Annotated in this window: 23 protein-coding genes; 13 read left to right on the forward strand and 10 right to left on the reverse strand. The window is 58.7% G+C overall.

Annotation, left to right across the window (positions count from 1 at the left end):
• The first annotated feature begins 217 nt into the window (after positions 1-217).
• The 6 genes from ACM6IT_RS06465 (at position 218) to ACM6IT_RS06490 (ending at position 5,620) form a co-directional block, all read left to right on the forward strand.
• Positions 218-1,711, forward strand: coding sequence for an acetyl-CoA hydrolase/transferase family protein (locus ACM6IT_RS06465; protein ID WP_223542707.1), 1,494 nt, complete (start codon positions 218-220; stop codon positions 1,709-1,711).
• A 319-nt stretch (positions 1,712-2,030) separates the two neighbouring features.
• Positions 2,031-2,246 carry a DUF1127 domain-containing protein gene (locus ACM6IT_RS06470; RefSeq protein WP_008018491.1) on the forward strand — a complete coding sequence of 72 codons (216 nt, stop codon included), beginning with the start codon at positions 2,031-2,033 and terminating at the stop codon, positions 2,244-2,246.
• 324 nt (positions 2,247-2,570) lie between these two features.
• Complete coding sequence (locus ACM6IT_RS06475) at positions 2,571-2,888, forward strand: DUF2388 domain-containing protein (RefSeq protein ID WP_056726686.1); 318 nt, start codon at positions 2,571-2,573, stop codon at positions 2,886-2,888.
• Between the two features lie 107 nt (positions 2,889-2,995).
• Positions 2,996-3,313, forward strand: coding sequence for a DUF2388 domain-containing protein (locus ACM6IT_RS06480; protein WP_414917719.1), 318 nt, complete (start codon positions 2,996-2,998; stop codon positions 3,311-3,313).
• A gap of 28 nt (positions 3,314-3,341) precedes the next feature.
• Positions 3,342-3,662 (forward strand): DUF2388 domain-containing protein, encoded by a 321-nt coding sequence (locus tag ACM6IT_RS06485; RefSeq protein WP_057712574.1) that lies wholly within the window; start codon positions 3,342-3,344, stop codon positions 3,660-3,662.
• Entirely contained in the window at positions 3,659-5,620 is a 1,962-nt protein-coding gene (locus ACM6IT_RS06490; RefSeq protein WP_414913627.1) for a DUF4105 domain-containing protein, read from the forward strand. The genes ACM6IT_RS06485 and ACM6IT_RS06490 overlap by 4 nt, the downstream gene beginning before the upstream one ends.
• Positions 5,621-5,682: 62 nt before the next feature.
• Here the strand turns inward: ACM6IT_RS06490 and trpA are convergent, their stop codons facing one another.
• Both trpA and trpB read right to left on the reverse strand, forming a co-directional pair.
• Complete coding sequence (trpA, locus tag ACM6IT_RS06495) at positions 5,683-6,495, reverse strand: tryptophan synthase subunit alpha (protein ID WP_015092933.1); 813 nt, start codon at positions 6,493-6,495, stop codon at positions 5,683-5,685.
• The gene (trpB, locus tag ACM6IT_RS06500; RefSeq protein ID WP_056726690.1) at positions 6,495-7,715 is read right to left on the reverse strand and encodes a tryptophan synthase subunit beta; all 1,221 of its coding nucleotides are present in this window, start codon (positions 7,713-7,715) and stop codon (positions 6,495-6,497) included. Before trpB ends, trpA begins: the two co-directional genes overlap by 1 nt.
• Before the next feature lie 124 nt (positions 7,716-7,839).
• Between trpB and ACM6IT_RS06505 the strand changes: the two genes are divergently transcribed.
• Positions 7,840-8,733 (forward strand): LysR family transcriptional regulator, encoded by an 894-nt coding sequence (locus ACM6IT_RS06505; protein ID WP_414917720.1) that lies wholly within the window; start codon positions 7,840-7,842, stop codon positions 8,731-8,733.
• Here the strand turns inward: ACM6IT_RS06505 and ACM6IT_RS06510 are convergent.
• Entirely contained in the window at positions 8,730-9,053 is a 324-nt protein-coding gene (locus ACM6IT_RS06510; protein ID WP_056726692.1) for a DUF883 family protein, read from the reverse strand. The two genes, ACM6IT_RS06505 and ACM6IT_RS06510, sit on opposite strands and share 4 nt — an antisense overlap.
• A 157-nt stretch (positions 9,054-9,210) precedes the next feature.
• On the opposite strand from ACM6IT_RS06510, the gene ACM6IT_RS06515 reads away from it, so the two are divergent.
• Together ACM6IT_RS06515 and ACM6IT_RS06520 are read left to right on the forward strand one after the other, a co-directional pair.
• The gene (locus ACM6IT_RS06515) at positions 9,211-9,426 is read left to right on the forward strand and encodes a dodecin (protein WP_008045871.1); all 216 of its coding nucleotides are present in this window, start codon (positions 9,211-9,213) and stop codon (positions 9,424-9,426) included.
• Between the two features lie 121 nt (positions 9,427-9,547).
• On the forward strand, positions 9,548-9,769 hold the full coding sequence (locus ACM6IT_RS06520; RefSeq protein ID WP_056726693.1) for a DUF1161 domain-containing protein: 222 nt from the start codon (positions 9,548-9,550) through the stop codon (positions 9,767-9,769).
• 68 nt (positions 9,770-9,837) lie between these two features.
• Here ACM6IT_RS06520 and ACM6IT_RS06525 read toward each other — a convergent pair whose 3' ends face one another.
• Positions 9,838-10,839, reverse strand: a complete 1,002-nt coding sequence (locus ACM6IT_RS06525; RefSeq protein WP_414917721.1) for an LLM class flavin-dependent oxidoreductase — start codon at positions 10,837-10,839, stop codon at positions 9,838-9,840.
• Between the two features lie 240 nt (positions 10,840-11,079).
• Between ACM6IT_RS06525 and ACM6IT_RS06530 the strand changes: the two genes are divergently transcribed.
• Together ACM6IT_RS06530 and ACM6IT_RS06535 are read left to right on the forward strand one after the other, a co-directional pair.
• Complete coding sequence (locus ACM6IT_RS06530; RefSeq protein WP_414913624.1) at positions 11,080-11,511, forward strand: OsmC family protein; 432 nt, start codon at positions 11,080-11,082, stop codon at positions 11,509-11,511.
• A 178-nt stretch (positions 11,512-11,689) separates the two neighbouring features.
• Positions 11,690-11,923, forward strand: coding sequence for a DUF1161 domain-containing protein (locus tag ACM6IT_RS06535; RefSeq protein ID WP_104450431.1), 234 nt, complete (start codon positions 11,690-11,692; stop codon positions 11,921-11,923).
• A 5-nt stretch (positions 11,924-11,928) separates the two neighbouring features.
• Here ACM6IT_RS06535 and ACM6IT_RS06540 read toward each other — a convergent pair whose 3' ends face one another.
• Entirely contained in the window at positions 11,929-12,348 is a 420-nt protein-coding gene (locus ACM6IT_RS06540; protein WP_056726697.1) for a hypothetical protein, read from the reverse strand.
• A gap of 40 nt (positions 12,349-12,388) precedes the next feature.
• Positions 12,389-12,811: a hypothetical protein gene (locus tag ACM6IT_RS06545; protein WP_056726698.1), complete on the reverse strand. Its 423-nt coding sequence runs from the start codon at positions 12,809-12,811 to the stop codon at positions 12,389-12,391.
• 59 nt (positions 12,812-12,870) lie between these two features.
• Between ACM6IT_RS06545 and ACM6IT_RS06550 the strand changes: the two genes are divergently transcribed.
• Entirely contained in the window at positions 12,871-13,968 is a 1,098-nt protein-coding gene (locus ACM6IT_RS06550) for an aminopeptidase (RefSeq protein ID WP_414913622.1), read from the forward strand.
• On the opposite strand, the gene ACM6IT_RS06555 is transcribed toward ACM6IT_RS06550, so the two are convergent.
• The 4 genes from ACM6IT_RS06555 to ACM6IT_RS06570 all read right to left on the reverse strand — a co-directional run bounded on the left by ACM6IT_RS06555 (position 13,950) and on the right by ACM6IT_RS06570 (position 17,986).
• A complete protein-coding gene (locus tag ACM6IT_RS06555; RefSeq protein ID WP_046042661.1) occupies positions 13,950-15,179 on the reverse strand; it encodes a nucleoside recognition domain-containing protein in 1,230 nt (409 codons plus the stop codon). The genes ACM6IT_RS06550 and ACM6IT_RS06555 overlap by 19 nt on opposite strands.
• A gap of 115 nt (positions 15,180-15,294) precedes the next feature.
• Complete coding sequence (gltP, locus tag ACM6IT_RS06560) at positions 15,295-16,626, reverse strand: glutamate/aspartate:proton symporter GltP (RefSeq protein WP_056726700.1); 1,332 nt, start codon at positions 16,624-16,626, stop codon at positions 15,295-15,297.
• Between the two features lie 836 nt (positions 16,627-17,462).
• Positions 17,463-17,627: a DUF1328 domain-containing protein gene (locus ACM6IT_RS06565; protein WP_003177151.1), complete on the reverse strand. Its 165-nt coding sequence runs from the start codon at positions 17,625-17,627 to the stop codon at positions 17,463-17,465.
• Positions 17,628-17,698: 71 nt separating this feature from the next.
• A complete protein-coding gene (locus ACM6IT_RS06570) occupies positions 17,699-17,986 on the reverse strand; it encodes a hypothetical protein (protein WP_414917722.1) in 288 nt (95 codons plus the stop codon).
• Positions 17,987-18,422: 436 nt separating this feature from the next.
• Here ACM6IT_RS06570 and algB point away from each other — a divergent pair, with 436 nt between their 5' ends.
• Positions 18,423-19,769 (forward strand): sigma-54-dependent response regulator transcription factor AlgB, encoded by a 1,347-nt coding sequence (algB, locus tag ACM6IT_RS06575; protein WP_056726702.1) that lies wholly within the window; start codon positions 18,423-18,425, stop codon positions 19,767-19,769.
• The last annotated feature ends 3 nt before the right edge of the window (positions 19,770-19,772 follow it).

A 19,772-nucleotide genomic window follows, 5' to 3' on the forward strand; every position in this document is an offset into this window, starting at 1 on the left:
GTAACCCTCTGCGGCACACGGAACGCCCCGACTCGTCGGGGCGTTTTTGTTTGTGCAAATCGTCGGACAAACTATTCTTTTGTTACCGATCCGGTAACGGTGTTTTGCTTGAAAGGCCCTGAATAGACGCCTCGATTGCGACCTTGGTAGCGGGACAGAAGCCGGCGCAATTCACTAGACTGCACGTCCTGCTACCTGTTGCCCGAGATAACAATCCATGTACCGTGACCGTATCCGCCTGCCTTCGTTGTTGGACAAAGTGATGAGCGCTGCCGACGCTGCCGCTCTGATTGAGGACGGCATGACCGTCGGCATGAGTGGCTTTACTCGCGCAGGCGAAGCCAAGGCCGTCCCTCAGGCGCTGGCTGAGCGCGCCAAGGTCACGCCGCTGAAAATCAGCCTGATGACCGGCGCAAGCCTGGGCAACGACCTCGACAAACAGTTGACCGAAGCCGGTGTGTTGTCGCGACGCATGCCGTTTCAGGTCGACAGCACCCTGCGCAAGGCGATCAATGCCGGTGAAGTCATGTTCATCGACCAGCACTTGTCGGAAACCGTGGAGCAATTGCGCAACCAGCAATTGAAGCTGCCGGACATCGCCGTGATTGAAGCCGTAGCGATCACCGAACAAGGGCATATCGTGCCAACCACCTCGGTCGGCAACTCGGCCAGTTTCGCGATTTTCGCCAAGCACGTGATCGTCGAGATCAACATGGCGCACAACCCGAATCTCGAAGGTCTGCACGACATCTATATTCCGACCTACCGTCCGACCCGCACGCCGATTCCGCTGGTCAAGGTCGACGATCGCATTGGCAGCACCGCCATCCCGATTCCACCGGAAAAAATCGTCGCCATCGTGGTCACCAACCAGGCTGACTCGCCCTCCACTGTGCTGGCGCCAGACGCCGAGACCCAGGCCATTGCCGACCACCTGATCGACTTCTTCAAACAGGAAGTGGCAGCCGGGCGCATGACCAACAAGCTCGGCCCGCTACAAGCCGGAATCGGCACCATCGCCAACTCGGTGATGTGTGGCCTGATCGACTCGCCGTTCGAAGACCTGACGATGTATTCCGAGGTGCTGCAGGATTCGACCTTCGACCTGATCGATGCGGGCAAGCTGAGTTTTGCTTCGGGCAGTTCAATCACCCTGTCGAGCCGGCGCAATGCTGACGTCTTCGGCAATCTGGAGCGCTACAAGGACAAGCTGGTCCTGCGCCCGCAGGAGATTTCCAACCACCCTGAAGTCGTGCGCCGCCTCGGCATCATCGGCATCAACACGGCGCTGGAGTTCGACATCTATGGCAACGTCAACTCCACTCACGTCTGCGGAACGCGGATGATGAACGGCATCGGCGGCTCGGGCGACTTCGCGCGCAACGCGCACCTGTCCGTGTTCGTGACCAAGTCGATCGCCAAGGGCGGTGCGATCTCCAGCGTGGTGCCGATGGTCAGCCATGTCGACCACACCGAACATGACGTCGACATCCTCGTGACCGAAGTGGGCCTGGCAGACTTGCGCGGCCTGGCGCCCCGGGAACGCGCCCGGATCATCATCGACCAGTGCGTGCACCCGGATTACCGCCAGGCGCTCAATGATTACTTCACCACCGCGTGCGCCATCGGTGGGCACACCCCACACATCCTGCGTGATGCCCTGAGCTGGCACATCAACCTGGAAGAAACCGGGCAAATGCTGAAGAAGTAATTGGTACAGATGGCAGCTGGCGCAAACACAGTTTCGTCAGCTTGCTCTTGCCTCTTCGAAATATGAAAAAAACTGTACTGCTGTACTGGTCATTTCCTAAGGAAAACTCCTACCTTTTCGGACAAAAACAACATTTTCGCACCTTAATAGTGCGGATAGGTACAGTTGCCTCAATTTAGACCAGTACACCCCCTATAAACAGTTAACTGAGCTCTCACAATACAGATGAACTGTATCTACAGAGACTAGGCAAACGAGAGGATCATGGGCACCAGTTAAACCACTACCTAATCCCGCCATAAGCGGAAGGATGTCAACCATGGAACGTACACTCAGTTCCGAACTGTTCTTCGAAGACACTGCTGCAAAAACCCAGGCTTCCCTGCCTCTGCGCGTTATCGCCAACCTGATGCTGTGGCAGCGCCGCATCACCAGCCGCCATCAACTGGCTCGCCTGGATTCGCGTCTGCTGGCTGATGCCGGGATTAGCGAAGCACAACGCTACGAAGAGCTGAGCAAGCCGTTCTGGCGCTAAGTTAGCGTCGCTGGCTCTGACCTGAAGGTCCACCGCCAGCAACCCGAATTGAAAAAACAAAGCCCGTCGTGGGAAACCACGACGGGCTTTGTCGTTTCGGAGAAGAAAGAAAAAAGCAGTACAGTTTTAACAAACAAAAATTATACCTGAACAGTTGCCTCACCAGATTTGATACAGTCTGGCAACTTCGCCAGATCAACACGATGAGACTGTCGCGGCGTCACGCACAGACAGCTACTATCAATCAGAACTTGGCGGGCAACGAGCGTCTGACACAGCAGACACTGCGCCATCTTCCAATCGGCTTACCCTAGGAGTTACACCATGTCCCGACTTCGCCTGCTCAGCGCTGCAGCCCTGCTTGCCGTAGCTGCCAATTCCCACGCCACCAGTTTTATCGTGACCACCGACGCAGTCGTTGGGGCACTCAAATCCAGTTCCGATGCGACGTCCGACATCACGTCTTCATTCAAGGATGACAAGATCGTGCTCGCCGCGCGTGACGATGCCGCCAGCTTCGTTGCCAGCGAAGGTTCCATCCGTGGGGTGAAACTGGAAAGCGCACTCAACCATATTCGTCATCAGGCACCCCAGTTGAACGCAACCGACGCACAACTGGCGCAGGCGATCCTGACGATCTGATCGACTGCTCTGTTCGGGGACACGCTCGACGTGCCCCGATATTTCCGTGCTGGCTCTGGAATGGGCCTTGCGCTAGCCTTGGGACTCACTTTTAACTGTCGAGTCTCATGCGTTTTCTTGCAAATCTGTTGATCACTCCAGTCATGATTACGGCTGCCTGTTCAGGTTCAGCCCACGCTTACGACGCCTTTAACCTGTCAACCCAGGGGATCGTGGCCAGTGGATATGCCACAAGCATGGTGACCTCCGCCCCCTTCGACCATAAACTGCTGCTCGCAGCCCAGGATGACGCCGCGGCATTCATTGCCAGTGACGGCCAGCTAAGAGGCGCACAACTGGAGTCGGCCCTGCGGTATCTGCGCCGAACCCAGGTAAAACTTCATGCCAGCGACCTTGAACTGGCACAAGCAATTCTCGTCCAATAGTTATCCCTGTTTTTTCTGGAGTCATTCCATGCGTAACCCGCTGATTGCTGCCACCTTAGGCCTGCTGCTGTTGGCCGATGTGGCCCAGGCACATACCCTGGTTGCCACCAGTAATATCCTGATCCGTGCTACCCAGCGCACCCTCGATTTCACCTCCGACACCACCACGTCCATTCGCGATTCGAAAATCGTGCGCGAGGCCCAGGACGACGCCGCCAGTTTCGTTGCCAGCAATGGCGACATACGTGGCGCTCATCTGGAATCCGCCTTCGATTTGCTGCGCACCCGCGTGCCGGAAGCCCGTGACGCCAGTGACCAGGATCTCGCTGAAGCCATCCTCGCACTGTGAAGCGTCCAGGCGCCTGGCTGCTGGCCGGGGCCCTGTTGCTGCTCGGCAACACGGCCCACGCCGGCCTTCAATTACAGCTCAAGACCGAAGGTCTGACACCCGCGCAACAGCACGCCAGCCAGGCGTTGCTCGATGAAGCCATGCAGGCACTGCCGCCACGCTTCGTCGAGCAACTCGATCGACGCATCGATGTCGGCTGGACCGATGACATGCCAAGAAATGCCTACGGTCAGGCGACACTGGTGTCCGAACTCGACCTGAACCGCAACCTGCTGGCCGGCCTCACCGATGGCAGCGCCGCGACCAAAAAAACCCATCGCCCCCATGGCACCGTACGCCGGGAAATGCTCGCCACGGTGTTGCACGAGCTGACTCACATCTACGATCGCTCACGCCTGTGGCCAAAATCGGAGCGTGCACTGATTCAACGCTGTACCCGCCAAGACAGCAGCTCAGGGCTGGTCGGCATCCCCGACCAATGCCGCGGCCAGACCGGCCGCCGCTTTACCCTCAGCGATGATCCACGCCTGCTCGACCTCGCCGGCTGGCCGCAATACGTCGGCCGTCGTGGCGAACGCGAACAGTACAACCGGCAGATCGCGCGCAGTCCGGACATCTACGAGACGAGCAGCCCCAAGGAGTTCGTCGCGGTCAATATCGAGTACTTCCTGCTCGATCCGAGCTATGCCTGCCGTCGTCCCGCGTTGTACCGCTACTACAAAGAACATTTCGGCTGGGCACCCGCTGCCAAAGACGCTTGCGGCAAAACCGTCGCCTTCCTCAATGCCGGCAGTGATTTCGCCAAAACACCACTGGGACAGGTCGATCCTGAACGGGTTTACGCCATCGATTACCTGTTGGCCGAAGCCAACCAGAACCTGTTCAGCTACTGGGGTCACAGCATGTTGCGCCTGGTCATCTGCGCACCGGGCCGGCCTCGCGGACCGGATTGCCGACTGGACCTGGACCAGCATCTGGTGCTGTCATACCGCGCATTTGTCGGTGATGTGCAGATGTCGAGCTGGAATGGGCTGGTCGGCAAGTACCCGTCGCGATTGTTTGTCCTGCCGCTTTCCCAGGTAATCGACGAATATACCAAGACCGAGTTGCGTAGCCTGGCCTCGGTACCACTGAACCTGTCGCGCCGCGAGATCGAAGATGTGGTGGAGCACGCCGCCGAAATGCACTGGAGCTACGACGGCAACTATTTCTTCCTGTCCAATAACTGTGCGGTAGAAGGACTGAAACTGCTGCGTAGCAGCACTAACAACCCGCAACTGGTTGGTCTGGACAACATCATGCCCAACGGCATGCTCGAAGTGCTCAAGGGGCGCGGTCTGGCCGATACCAGCGTGCTGGATGATCCTCGCGAAGCACTGCGCCTGGGTTATCGCTTCGACTCCTTCCGTGATCGCTACCAAGCGATGTTCGAAGTGTTGAAAAAGCAGATGCCGATCAAACAGGAAACTGTCGAAGAGTGGCTGGATCTTAAAGCCGCAGAGCGGCGGCAATGGTTCGAACAGGCCGATTTGCGTACCAGCGCAGCATTGCTGCTGCTGGAACAGGCGAGTTTCCGTCGACAGATGTTGCTGGCCCAGGACGAAGTGAAGCAGCGCTATCTGGGCGCTCGGGAGCTTAAAAACGGCGGCATGGACAAGGCCAACGAGACACTGAAGCAGATTCTCGCCAACAGCGGCTTCCTCAGCCGCCCGGCAGAGTTGCTGGGGACCACTGGTTACGGGTTGCCACAACCGAGCGAATGGCAGCATCTGGAAGCGGAAAGCAGCCAGCGCCAGAAACAACTCCTGGCGCTGTCCGGGGATCTGGACAAGGAGGTGAGGGCGTTGCTTGAACCGGGCCGCGCCGCCGAGATGGCCGCCAACGAGGCCAACGTGACGCAGATCGGTGAGCACCTGCGCAAACTGCACAAGGCATCAGGCGGGATAGAATTGCCTTGATACCGCACCTTGTGGGAGCGAGCTTGCTCCCACAAGGTTTACAGCGTTCAGGAGCTTTACCTTCAGCTGACGCGGGCTTTACGCACGCCTTCGGCCAACGCCGAGCACAGGCTCAGAACGCCATCGACGGCTTGTTCCGGGGAAGTGGCATTGGCGATGTGATCGATCAACGCCGAACCCACCACAACACCGTCAGCCAGCCGCGCAATGGACGCCGCCTGTTCTGGAGTCCGGATACCGAAGCCGATGCTGATCGGCAGATCGGTATGGCGACGCAGACGGGCGACCGCTTCCTCGACGTGCTCCAGCGTGGCGGCACCGGCACCGGTCACACCGGCCACCGAGACGTAGTAGACGAAGCCGGAGCTGCCGTTGAGAACGGTCGGCAGGCGCACATCATCGGTGGTTGGCGTGGTCAGGCGAATGAAGTCCAGGCCCGCTGCCTGCGCCGGGTCGCACAACTCTCCGTTATGCTCTGGCGGCAGGTCGACCACGATCAGGCCGTCAACGCCGGCCTCCTTGGCTTCGGCGATGAAGCGCGGTACGCCGTACATGTGAATAGGGTTGAAGTACCCCATCAGCACCAGCGGCGTTTCGTTGTTGTCCTGGCGGAACTCGCGAACCATTTGCAGGGTTTTTGCCAGATTCTGCTTGGCACCCAATGCACGGATGTTGGCGAGCTGGATTGCCGGGCCATCAGCCATCGGGTCGGTGAAGGGCATGCCCAGTTCGATCACGTCGGCACCAGCCGCCGGCAAGCCCTTGAGGATGGCCAGGGAGGTGTCATAGCCCGGATCGCCGGCAGTGACGAAGGTCACCAGGGCGGCGCGGTTCTGTTCCTTGAGTTCGGCAAAACGCGTTTGCAGGCGGCTCATCAGTGTTTCTCCTGCTTCGATTGTTCCATGTGGTGCATCACGGTTTGCATGTCTTTGTCGCCACGGCCGGACAGGTTGACCACCATCAGGTGATCTTTTGGCAAGGTCGGTGCGCGCTTGAATACTTCAGCCAGGGCATGGGCGCTTTCCAGGGCAGGGATGATCCCTTCCAGGCGGCAGCACTGGTGGAATGCAGCGAGGGCTTCGTCGTCGGTCACCGAGGTGTACTGAACGCGGCCGATATCATGCAACCAGGCGTGTTCCGGACCAATGCCCGGGTAGTCCAGGCCAGCGGAGATCGAGTGGGCGTCGATGATCTGGCCATCGTCGTCCTGCAGCAAGAAGGTGCGATTGCCGTGCAACACACCGGGTACGCCGCCGTTCAGGCTGGCCGCATGCTTGCCGGTCTCGATACCGTAACCGGCGGCTTCGACGCCGATGATCTCGACACTCTGGTCGTCGAGGAACGGGTGGAACAGGCCCATGGCGTTGGAACCACCGCCGATGCACGCCACCAGGCTGTCTGGCAGGCGACCTTCCTGGGCTTGCAGCTGCTCGCGGGTTTCCTTGCCGATCACGGCCTGGAAGTCGCGAACCATCGCCGGGTAAGGGTGCGGACCGGCCACGGTACCGATCAGGTAGAAGGTGCTGTCGACGTTGGTCACCCAGTCACGCAGGGCTTCGTTCATCGCGTCTTTCAGCGTGCCGGTACCGGCTACCACCGGGATAACCTCGGCACCCAGCAGCTTCATGCGGAACACGTTGGCCTGCTGACGCTCGATGTCAGTGGTGCCCATGTAGATCACGCAATCCAGACCGAAACGCGCAGCGACGGTGGCAGTGGCCACACCGTGCATGCCGGCGCCGGTCTCGGCGATGATGCGCTTCTTGCCCATGCGCCGCGCCAGCAGGATCTGGCCAATGCAGTTGTTGATCTTGTGCGCGCCGGTGTGGTTCAGCTCTTCACGCTTGAGGTAGATCTTCGCGCCGCCGCAGAACTCGGTCAGACGCTCGGCGAAGTACAGTGGGCTTGGACGTCCGACGTAGTCGCGCTGGAAGTAGGCCAGTTCTTCCTTGAATGCAGGATCTTCCTTGGCCAACTCATATTCACGGGCCAGGTCGAGGATCAACGGCATCAGGGTTTCGGCAACGTAGCGGCCGCCGAACGCGCCAAACAGGCCGTTGGCATCAGGGCCGTTGCGCAGATTAGTCTGGGTCATGGGGCGCTCCAGTTGAATGCGTGAAGTGATGCATAAAGAGATAGTGGGCTTCACTCTACCCCTGACGCCCCGACCTGAAAACCGATAAGATCGCCACAACCTGTCAGGAAAACTCACAGATCAAATGAGCCATGACCTTCCTCCGCTGAACGCGCTTCGCGCCTTCGAAGCCACTGCCCGCCTGAACAGCGTCAGTCAGGCGGCGGAACAGCTGCACGTCACCCACGGTGCGGTCAGCCGGCAACTCAAGGTGCTTGAAGAACACCTCGGCGTAAGCCTGTTCATCAAGGACGGTCGCGGCCTGAAACTCACAGATGCCGGGTTGCGACTGCGTGATGCCAGCAGCGAAGCCTTCGAGCGCCTGCGCAGCGTTTGCGCCGAACTCACACAAAGCACAGTCGATGCGCCATTCGTGCTCGGTTGCTCGGGAAGCCTGCTGGCGCGCTGGTTTATCCCGCGACTGGGGCGGCTCAATGCCGACCTGCCGGACTTGCGCCTGCACTTGTCGGCCGGCGAAGGCGATCTGGATCCGCGAAGACCGGGGCTGGATGCCTTGCTGATATTTGCCGAGCCGCCCTGGCCGGCGGACATGCAGGTTTTTGAGCTGGCCAGCGAACGCATCGGCCCGGTCATGAGCCCGCGGTTTGTCGGCTATGAACGGCTCAAGCAGGCGCCGGAAACCGCGCTGCTGAACGAACCCTTGCTGCACACTACCTCACGCCCGCAAGCCTGGCCGAACTGGGCGCAACCACGGGGGCTCGACCCCAGGGCGCTGAAGTACGGTCAGGGATTTGAACATCTGTATTACTTGCTGGAAGCCGCCGTCGCGGGTCTGGGCGTGGCGATTGCTCCCGAACCCTTGGTGACGGAGGACTTGAAGGCCGGGCGCCTGGTTGCGCCTTGGGGCTTCAGTGAAACCCCGGCGCAACTGGCGTTGTGGCTACCCAAGCGCGCCGCGGACGGGCGCGCCCGACAACTGGCGCAGTGGCTCAAGAACGAACTGCGTCGAGCGGATTAATCACGCTTGCACAACAGATAAGCGGCCAGCAGGCCCAATGCGCCCACGGCGACACCGGCAGTTGTCCAGGGGTGGTCCTGGGCGTAGTCCCGGGTGGCAATCCCGGTTTCGCGGGTTTTGACCTTGACCTCTTCATAAGCATCGGCAAGCAGATGGCGCGAGTGTTTCAAGGCATTCTCGGCGTTGCTTTTCAGGGTCTTGAGGGTTTTACGCGACTCGTCCGAGGTGTCGTCCTTCAGGCTTTCCAAAGACTTGAGCAGACTCTCGATCTCGGCTTCCATGCTTTGCAATGAGGCTTTGCGTAACGAGGTGTTGGCCATGGTGGCTCTCCTGCATTGGTGATGAGTGGCGTGTGTTGGTTGGGACTTCACGGGTTCGAGAAAGTGCAGAAAATCTGAACCTCACCCTCAGAACGGCCAACAGAAGAAATAGGAAAAATCACTGCTAGTCTGTAATTCACACGCCGAGGAGAACGCCATGTCTGACCATCACACCTACAAGAAAGTCGAGCTGATCGGCTCGTCCACCAGCAGTATCGAAGATGCGATCAATAACGCGCTGGCCGAGGCCAGCAAAAGCATCAAGTACATGGAATGGTTTGAAGTGACCGAGACCCGTGGGCACATCAGGGACGGTAAGGCTGCGCACTTTCAGGTGACCTTGAAAGTCGGATTCCGGATTGCCAGCAGCTGACTTTGGGCTAGTCTTCTGAACTTGCACGCCGGTCGAATGCCATAGGGAATGGCAAAGCACTCCATGAGTGCGTCCGGCTGACGGCTGGTTACCCCTATGATCCGACCAGGGAATGCAACCGATGAAGAAGTTTATGTTGGCAGTAGGTTTGTTGAGCCTTGCGGGGAGCGCATTGGCGGGCGGCAAGCCATGCGAAGAGCTGAAAGCCGAAATCGCAGCGAAACTTGATGCCAAGGGCGTATCCGGTTATTCGCTGGAGATTGTCGACAAAGGTGCCGCTGCCGGCGGGAAAGTTGTTGGCAAATGCGAAGAGGGCGCCAAAGTGATCGTCTATAAAAAGTAGGCCGATTCTCGCCCGAATAAAAAAGCCGACGCCAAGGCGCCGGCTTTTTTATGCCTGCCGTTTGAGTATCAACCCCGCATGACCTGCGCCAGCAGCTCGTAGGAATGCACGCGATCGGCATGTTCGTACAGGTCACAGGTGAAAATCAGCTCGTCGGCCTGGGTCTGTTCGATCAGGACCTCAAGTTTGGCGCGGATTTTCTGCGGGCTGCCGATCATGGCCAGCCCAAGGAAATCGTGCACGGCATCTTTTTCATGGGGCAGCCACAGGCCGTCCATGGACTTCACCGGAGGACGCTGTACCAGGCTTTGGCCACGCATCAGGGCGAGAATTCGCTGGAACACCGAGGTCGCCAGGTAATCGGCCTGCTCGTCGGTATCGGCTGCCACCAATGGCACGCCGAGCATCACGTAGGGCTTGTCCAAAACGGCTGACGGCTTGAAATGATTGCGATAGACCCGAATCGCCTCATGCATGTAGCGCGGAGCGAAATGCGAGGCGAAGGCGTAGGGCAGACCGCGCTCGCCGGCCAATTGCGCACTGAACAGGCTCGATCCCAACAACCAGACCGGCACTTTGGTCCCGGTTCCCGGCATCGCGATGATGCGTTGGTCCGGGGTACGCGGCCCGAGGTAGCGCACCAGTTCCGCCACATCTTCCGGGAAGTCGTCGGCGCTGCCGGAGCGTTCGCGGCGCAGTGCACGCGCGGTCATCTGATCGGAACCGGGAGCGCGCCCCAGGCCTAGATCGATCCGGCCCGGATAAAGGCTTTCCAGGGTGCCGAACTGCTCGGCAATCACCAACGGTGCGTGGTTGGGCAACATCACCCCGCCCGAACCGACTCGAATGGTTGACGTGCCACCGGCCAGATAACCGAGCAGCACCGAAGTCGCGGAACTGGCGATGCCATCCATGTTGTGATGCTCAGCCACCCAGAAGCGGTTGTAGCCGAATTTCTCGACGTGCTGCGCCAGGTCCAGCGAATTGCGCAGCGACTGGGCCGCGCTGCCGTTCTCGCGCACCGGCACCAGATCGAGGGTCGAGAACTTGATATCGGACAGTCGTTTCATAAACCTGCTTCTCCAATTGAGGGCGCAGGTTTGTTCTTGCGAACGCAAACCTGCCGAATCCAAAAGCCTGATTCATGCAATGAGGGCATATACCCGAGTTTCAATAGCCCGGTAAAAAATCCCGCAAAAAAAGCAGACTGATCGGACGAGATGAACTTTGCCCCACCGTCTATCCTCACAACCCAGGCAAACGGAAACCACGAAGGCGCGACGTTTCGCGCCAATCTTGAGGAGGCAGGCATGGCTATCGTTAAGAAAGCTTCGGCTCATTGGGAAGGTGATCTGAAAACCGGCATCGGCTCGATTTCCACAGAAACCGGCGTGCTCCGCGAAGCACCCTATGGCTTCAAGGCGCGCTTCGAAGGCGGCCGGGGTACCAACCCGGAAGAGCTGATCGGCGCGGCCCACGCCGGCTGTTTCTCCATGGCGTTTTCCATGATTCTCGGTGATGCCGGCCTGAAGGCCGATAGCATCGATACCCAGGCTGAAGTCACCCTGGATCAAGTGGACGGCGGTTTTTCGATTACCGCAGTTAAATTGATTCTGAAGGCAAAAATCCCCGGGGCGACCCAGGCCCGGTTCGAAGAGCTGAGCAACAAGGCCAAAGAGGGCTGTCCGGTGTCAAAAGTGCTGAATGCGAAGATCAGCCTGGAGGCAACGTTGGTCGGCTAGATTTTCATTGAAGACAAAAGATCGCAGCCTTGCACAACCTGCCGGGATCATTCGGTAAAAGGAGCTCAAGGCTGCGATCTTTTTTGCGTCCCGACAGACTTGCCCGCTAAAACTGTGGTCGAATAAATGACAGCAGCGAAAACCACGATTGTGCGTGCTGCCTCAAAGGAGCTTCACCATGAAACGTTTTGCCTTGGCGGTTATCTGTTGCGCACTGGCCACTTCGGCCCTTGCGGCACCGAAACCCTGCGAAGAACTCAAGGCCGAGATCGAAGCCAAGATCCAGGCCAGCGGCGTCACTTCCTACACGCTTGAAATCGTCACCAACGACGAGGTTCATGACCAGAACATGGTCGTGGGCTCGTGCGAAAACGGCACGAAGAAAATCATTTACCAGAAAAACGACCGCTGAACCATTCACATCAGGCAGTAGGATTCCCGGTCTTCAGCAACGATTTCGCGTTTGGCGTTGTACAGCCGGGCACCGGGGGTAAAGGCAATGGAACGGCCTTCGAGCACATAACGCTGGCCGGCTTCGAAATGATCGTATTTGATGGTCAGGTAGCACAGCCGCTCCGAAGGGCCGCTCATCATGCCCAATCCGCCACCGGGTACTTCAAAGTCGAAACGCACGATCAGTTCATGGCTGCCCGGCGTGACCTCGAAAAAACGCCCGTCGCGCAGGCGTTGTTTATCCAGTCGTTCGGCCATCAACAACTTGTCGTTAGGGAAAGGTGTCGAGAATTCGACCCAGGCCATTTTGGGATTGGGTGTCGGCATCGGGCTTTGGCAACCCGCGACAACACCGACGGCGAGTAACAGCATCAACCTGCGCATGATGGATGTCCCAAGGGATATGCATCCAGCATAACGCCGATCAGGTGTGTTGACAGCCTGCCGGCGTGCCGCGCCCAATCACTTTGCGCTGCTGATCGTAGAGTTTCGCCCAAGGCCGAAACCCGATGTTCCCTGCCTGTAGCTGATAACGCTCACCCGCGTTGAAGTCGCTGAATTTCACATTCAACTGACAATCGCGCCACAACGGCTCGGCGTCTGGGCCGATATTGGTGGGCTGGACCGCGAATTGGTAGCGGACCGTCAACTCATGGCCACCGGGTTGAACCTGGAAATAGCGTTTATCGTCGGTGTTCCTGTCATCGACCTCCAGCGCCTGCAGCGCCGTATCTTCTTGCTTCGAGTCCAGGTCGATCCAGGCTTGCGCGGGATCGTGGCGGGGTATTCCGAAACCAGCACAGCCGGCCAGCATCAGCAGGCCTCCTGTCAGTATCAACATGCGCATAGCGGAGCTCCATTCAAGCGGGATAGTCTTGCGGAAAGACTCTCCAAGGAAGAATTATTGTGATCAGGCCGCTTCCTAGCCTTGGGTTACTTGATCGCGTTTTTCGCGTTTGGTTTCCGAGCCTGTTGTTTTTGTTGCTCAACGGCTGCACCAGCGCCAGCTATTACAGCCAACTGGCCAACGGCCAACTGCAGTTGCTGCGAGCCAGGGAGCCTGTTTCCAGCGTGATTGCCGACCCGGCGCGCGATCAAAAACTGCGCACACACCTGGAGCAATCGCAAAAGGCCCGAACCTTCGCCAGCCAGCAATTGCACCTGCCGGATAACCAGAGTTACCGCTTGTACGCGGACATTGGGCGTCCCTTCGTCGTCTGGAATGTCTTCGCCACTCCGGAATTTTCCCTCAAGCCCGTAAACCACTGTTTCCCCATAGCCGGTTGCGTGGCCTATCGCGGTTACTACAGCCAGAGCGCAGCCCGCGGCGCAGCGGCTTTGCAACGCTTGCAAGGCATGGACGTGTCGATTGGCGGCGTCGAGGCCTATTCGACACTTGGCTGGTTCAACGACCCGATCATCAGTTCGATGATGGGCTGGGGGGATGAGCGACTGGCCACGTTGATCTTTCACGAGCTGGCCCATCAGCGCTTCTATGTGAAGGACGACACGGAGTTCAACGAATCCTTCGCCACCTTCGTCGAGCAGGAAGGTACTCGCCAATGGCGCGCTTACCGCCAGCTGCCACCGGATAACAATGCGCAGGCACGTCAGCGCGACCAGTTCACTGAATTGGTGCTCAAGACCCGCACCCGACTGGAAAAGCTCTACACCTTGCCGCTGCCAACTGAACAAATGCGCCAGCGCAAGGCGGCCGAGTTCGAGCGCTTGCGCAGCGAATACCGGCAATTGCGCGACAGTCAGTGGGACGCAGACAAACGCTATGACGCCTGGATCTATGCCCCCATGAACAATGCCCGGCTATTGCCGTTTGGCTTGTACGACCAATGGGTGCCGGCTTTTGCCGCACTGTTCCATCAGGAGAATGGCGACTGGCTTAAATTTTACGCCGCCGTGGAAAAGCTTGGCGCCTTGCCGACGGACGAGCGCAAGGCCGCGCTGAAGGCTTTGGCTGACGGAGCCGATCAACCAAAGAACCAGTAGCAAACCCCGATCGCACCCAGCACCCCGGCAAGCTCGGCCAGCAATGCACAACCAACGGCATGGCGTGCACGCTGGATGCCCACGGCGCCGAAGTACACCGCCAGGACATAGAACGTCGTTTCGGTACTGCCCTGGACAGTTGCCGCCACCAGTGCCGGGAAGCTGTCCACGCCCGAGGTCTTCATGGTTTCAATCAGCATCGCCCGGGCGGCGCTACCGGAGAAGGGTTTGACCATCGCCGTAGGCAGCGCATCGACGAAACGCGTGTCCCAACCGGCCCATTCCACCAGATGACGGATCCCGTCCAGGCCAAAGTCCAGCGCCCCGGACGCGCGCAGTACGCCTACCGCGCAGAGCATCGCCACCAGGTAGGGCAGCAAGTTTTTGGCGACGTCGAAACCCTCTTTGGCTCCTTCAACGAAAGCCTCGTAGACCTTCACTTTGCGCAGCGCGCCGATCACTAAGAACAGCATGATCAGGCCAAACAGAGTCAAGTTGCCGAGGATCGATGACAGGCCGGCCAGAGCGGTCGCCGAAAGGGTCGCCAGCAACGCCATGAAAGCACCGAGGGCGAGGGCGCCGGGGATCAGGTAGGCCAGCACGACGGGGTCCCAGATGCGCAGGCGCTGCATGAACGCCACCGACAGGAAGCCGACAATGGTGGAGCAACTGGTCGCCAGCAGGATCGGCAGGAACACCAGCGTCGGGTCCGGAGCCCCTTGCTGGGCGCGATACATGAAGATCGTCACCGGCAACAGGGTCAGCGAGGAGGCGTTGAGCACCAGGAACAGGATCTGTGCGTTGCTGGCGACGGTCGCGCTGGGATTGAGTTCTTGCAGTGCTTTCATGGCCTTGAGGCCGATCGGCGTGGCGGCGTTGTCCAGGCCCAGGCCATTGGCGGCGAAGTTCAGGGTGATCAGACCGATGGCCGGATGACCCGGCGGGACTTCAGGCATCAAGCGCAAGAACAGTGGTCCCAGGGCCTTGGCCAGCCATTCGACGATGCCGGCTTTCTCGGCAATGCGCAGAAAACCCAGCCAGAGGGTGAGGGTGCCGAACAGCAGCACCATGACTTCGACCGACAGCTTGGCCATGGCAAAAATGCTTTCCACCATCGCCGCGAATATCCCGGCGTTGCCACCAATCAGCCACTGGGCCAGCGCCGATACGGCTGCCACGATGAAGAAGCCAAGCCACAGGCCATTGAGCATCAGTCAAATCCCCCCAAAAGATCCGCGAATGATAGCGGGGTGGCCAGAAACGACAAACCCCGGATTTCTCCGGGGTTTGTCTGGTGCGGCAGATGCTCCCACAAGGGGTATTACATCAGCTCTTGGAAATCTCGCCTACCGGCAGCTTTTCCTTGCTGCGCCAGTGCGGCAGGGAGTTCCAGTAGCGCTGGCCCTTGGCGTCGTCGTACATGCCTTCCCAACGAGCGATAACCAGAACCGCCAGGGCGTTGCCGATCACGTTCAGCGCGGTACGGGCCATGTCCATGACACGGTCGACACCGGCGATGAACGCCAGGCCTTCCAGAGGAATACCGACGCTGCCCAGGGTGGCCAGCAGTACCACGAAGGACACACCCGGTACGCCGGCGATGCCTTTGGAGGTGACCATCAACGTCAGTACCAGCAGCAGTTGCTGGCTGATCGACAGGTCGATGCCATACAGCTGGGCAATGAAGATTGCCGCGATGCTTTGGTACAGGGTCGAACCGTCGAGGTTGAACGAGTAACCGGTCGGCACCACGAAGCTGCAAATCGCTTTCGGCGCGCCGTAGGCTTCCATCTTCTCGATCACGCGCGGCAGCACGGTTTCGGAGCTTGCGGTGGAGTAGGCCAGTACCAGCTCATCCTTGAAGATGCGCATCAGCTTGATCACCGAGAAGCCGAACAGGCGAGCGATCAGGCCCAGGATCACGAAAGCGAAGAAGGCGATGGCGACGTAAACCAGGATCACCAGTTTGGCCAGCGGTATCAGCGAGGCGAAGCCGAAGTTGGCAACGGTCACCGCGATCAGTGCGAACACGCCGATCGGGGCGTAGTTCATGATCATGTGTGTGACCTTGAACATGCTTTCCGAAACGCCCTGGAACATCTTCACCAGCGGCTCACGCAGGTCCGCCTGCAGGCTCGACAGACCGAGACCGAACAATACGGAGAAGAAGATGATCGGCAGCATTTCGCCGCGAACCATGGCCGCGAAGATGTTCGACGGGATCAGGTTGAGGATGGTTTCGATGAACGCGTGTTCATGCTGAACCTCGGCCGCCGTGGCCTGGTACTTGGATATGTCCACAGTGCCCAGGGTGCTCATGTCGATGCCGGCACCCGGATGGAACAGGTTGGCCAGCAGCAGGCCGACCACGATGGCGATGGTGGTGACGATCTCGAAGTAGATGATGGTCTTGAAGCCGATGCGCCCCAGCTTCTTGGCGTCACCGACGCCGGCAATGCCGACGATCAAAGAGGAGATGACGATCGGGATCACGATCATCTTGATCAGACGGATAAAGATATCGCCTGCCGGTTGCAGGACGTTGCTGATCCACCAGGCTTTTTCGGCACTGAAATGGTTGAGCAGCGCACCGATTGCTATCCCCAATACCAGACCGATGAGGATCTGCCAGGCGAGGCTAAGCTTTGCCTTCTTCATATTTTTACCCTTACTTGCGTTTGACTCAGGGAGATGCGCGAACTGGAACGCTTATGGCGAAAAAGTCCAGTGCATCTGCCCCCCGTATAAGGTGCCCCGGAGCGCGTGTTTGCCGCTCTCTGGCAGGCGAAAAAAGGCGCAACTATTCCGATGCAGGTAAGCGCCGTCTAATGCCGTAAACGCCTACCCTATGCAGAATCGGCATGAGGTTTTTTTAGCGAAACGCGCGTCCCAACCGGTTCGAATACGACATTTCAGCAGGCATAAGTGCCGTGAACCGGCCATCACAGAGCAGATTGAATATTTTTTGAGCAGCGACTGAGCGTTGATTTTTCAGCAAAATCCCGCAGGACGAAGGGAAAAATCGCGGCCAAAGAAAGGTGATTTTTCTCGATATACGGTCACCAATGAAACACCGAGAAAAGTATTTTCCGACGTAACAGGGATAAGGACGGGATAACACTGACGAAATAGAGACGAGCGCTCTATTTCAATATGTTGCTTGATCAAGCCCTTCGCAAGCCCGTCGAGCCTTGGCGGTCCGGCGAACTTGCGCAGTAGCTTCTCCTGACCCGGCCCTTGCGCAGGTACTCCCTGTACCCGTAGGTCACTCCGCCCCTGAAACAGGCAGAACGTCCCGACCCCTTGGTCATGCGCCGGCCTTCCTCAGGTGGCGCAGGTGGAAAGAGGCGCTGGCCTCCTTCGTGTACAAATTCTGTTCTATCAGCAAGCCCTTGATGGGGCCTCAGGCAAGTCGGGAAAACGCCAGCCCGCATGCCATGGCACTACCGCCCAACAGCAGGGCGGCTGCCAGTGACTTGAACAAACCTCTCATATCAGCCTCGACCGCGACGGCCAAAGAAGAAGGAAGCAATGAACATCACCAGGAACACGACAAACAGAATCTTGGCGATACCCGTGGCGGTGCCCGCGATACCACCGAAGCCCAGTACAGCGGCGATGATGGCGATGATCAGGAATGTGATTGCCCAGCTCAACATGGTGATTCTCCTTACGCTTCTGTTTAGAGGTGCTGCATTTCCCGGCGCATGGGGTGCGGCGGAAGTTATGTCTAGAACACCCAACGCTCTTGATGACGTATCTCACCCACAGGCCCGGCCTGGTCGACATCCATCATGCGCATCGGTGGGCTATCAGCCTGACTACTGCTGACGGCGCTGAAATGGGTTTGGGTCGGATGCGGAATCGACAGGAATGGCGCTTCCGGCTGCCGGCTCTGCTCCCAGCGCAGAAACTGCTGGCCGCCAAGCAAGGTAATCAACAGCGCCAGAACAGCAAACAGTCCTTGCTGGATATACACAGGCGAGAGTTGCAGGAGGGCGGCACGTTGACGGTTCATCCTGGGGCTCCTACCACTGGGGTCGGTTCGATAGCGGGCGCTTGTTTTTGAATACCCTGGTTAATCAGACAATTGCAGAGCGCATGCCAGCTTTGATACGAATTAATTCCCTTTAATATCAATATGTTATGAACGCCAAGGAAACCACTTCGCGCGCATCCTGCACGATGCCATCTATGCAGTCGTGCGTATTGCACGACGGGTCTGAAGGAAGGCGTAAATTTTTTGAATTGAGAGGAGGGTACGGAGGTCAGAAATTCACGCTGGCCGTTGGCAGATTCCGGGTATCTATCAAAAGACCCGCAAAGTCAGGTGGCTAACCGATACATCCGATGAGAGCTACCCTGCCATGACAGGAATGGCTCAGAATCAATCATGCAACTTGCCCGATTTCTCCGGGACTAAATTAAGATCATTCTTTAAGGAGCGTAGGAAAATGGAATCCGCCACTGAGCATCAAGGCCGCATTCTGCTGGTGGACGATGAGTCCGCCATCCTGCGTACTTTCCGTTACTGCCTTGAAGACGAAGGCTACAGCGTGGCCACCGCCACCAGCGCCGCGCAGGCAGATGCCCTGTTGCAGCGACAGGTTTTCGACCTGTGCTTCCTCGATTTGCGTCTGGGTGAAGACAACGGCCTCGATGTGCTGGCCCAGATGCGTATCCAGGCGCCCTGGATGCGGGTGGTGATCGTCACTGCCCACTCGGCCGTCGACACGGCCGTGGATGCGATTCAGGCCGGTGCCGCCGATTATCTGGTCAAACCGTGCAGCCCCGATCAATTACGTCTGGCAACCGCCAAGCAACTGGAAGTTCGACAACTGTCGGCGCGACTGGAAGCCCTGGAAGGCGAGGTGCGCAAGCCCAAGGATGGTCTGGACTCCCACAGCCCAGCCATGAAAGTGGTACTCGAAACCGCCCGTCAGGTCGCCACGACTGACGCCAATATTCTGATTCTGGGTGAATCCGGTACCGGCAAGGGCGAACTGTCCCAAGCCATTCATGGCTGGAGCAAACGCGCGAAGAAATCCTGCGTCACGATCAACTGCCCGTCGCTGACCGCCGAGCTCATGGAAAGCGAACTCTTCGGCCACAGCCGCGGCGCCTTCACCGGCGCCAGCGAAAGCACCTTGGGGCGAGTCAACCAAGCTGATGGCGGAACGCTGTTTCTCGACGAGATCGGCGACTTTCCCCTGACATTGCAGCCGAAATTGCTGCGTTTTATTCAGGACAAGGAATATGAGCGCGTCGGTGATCCGGTGACCCGTCGTGCCGATGTGCGCATCCTTGCGGCCACCAACCTCAACCTTGAGGACATGGTGCGCGATGGTCGTTTCCGTGAAGACCTGCTCTATCGCCTGAATGTCATTACCTTACACCTGCCACCGCTACGCGAACGCCGCGAAGATATTCTCAACCTGGCCGACCGCTTCCTGGCGCGCTTCGTCAAGGAATACGCCCGTCCCGCGCGCGCCTTCAGCGATGAGGCCCGGGAAGCGCTGCTGAGTTATCGCTGGCCGGGCAACATCCGTGAGCTGCGCAACGTGATTGAGCGGGCGAGCATCATCTGTCCGCAGGAGCGGGTCGAGATCAGCCATCTGGGCATGGCTGAAACCCCGGTCACCAATGCACCGCGCATCGGCGCGGCACTGAGCCTGGATGAGCTGGAAAAGGCCCACATCGGCGCGGTCCTCGCCACCGCCGACACCCTGGATCAAGCGGCGAAAACCCTGGGCATCGACGCCTCGACGCTGTACCGCAAGCGCAAGCAGTACAACCTGTGAGCA

This window comes from Pseudomonas sp. IT-P4 (assembly GCF_949767755.1).
Classification (GTDB): domain Bacteria; phylum Pseudomonadota; class Gammaproteobacteria; order Pseudomonadales; family Pseudomonadaceae; genus Aquipseudomonas; species Aquipseudomonas monachiensis.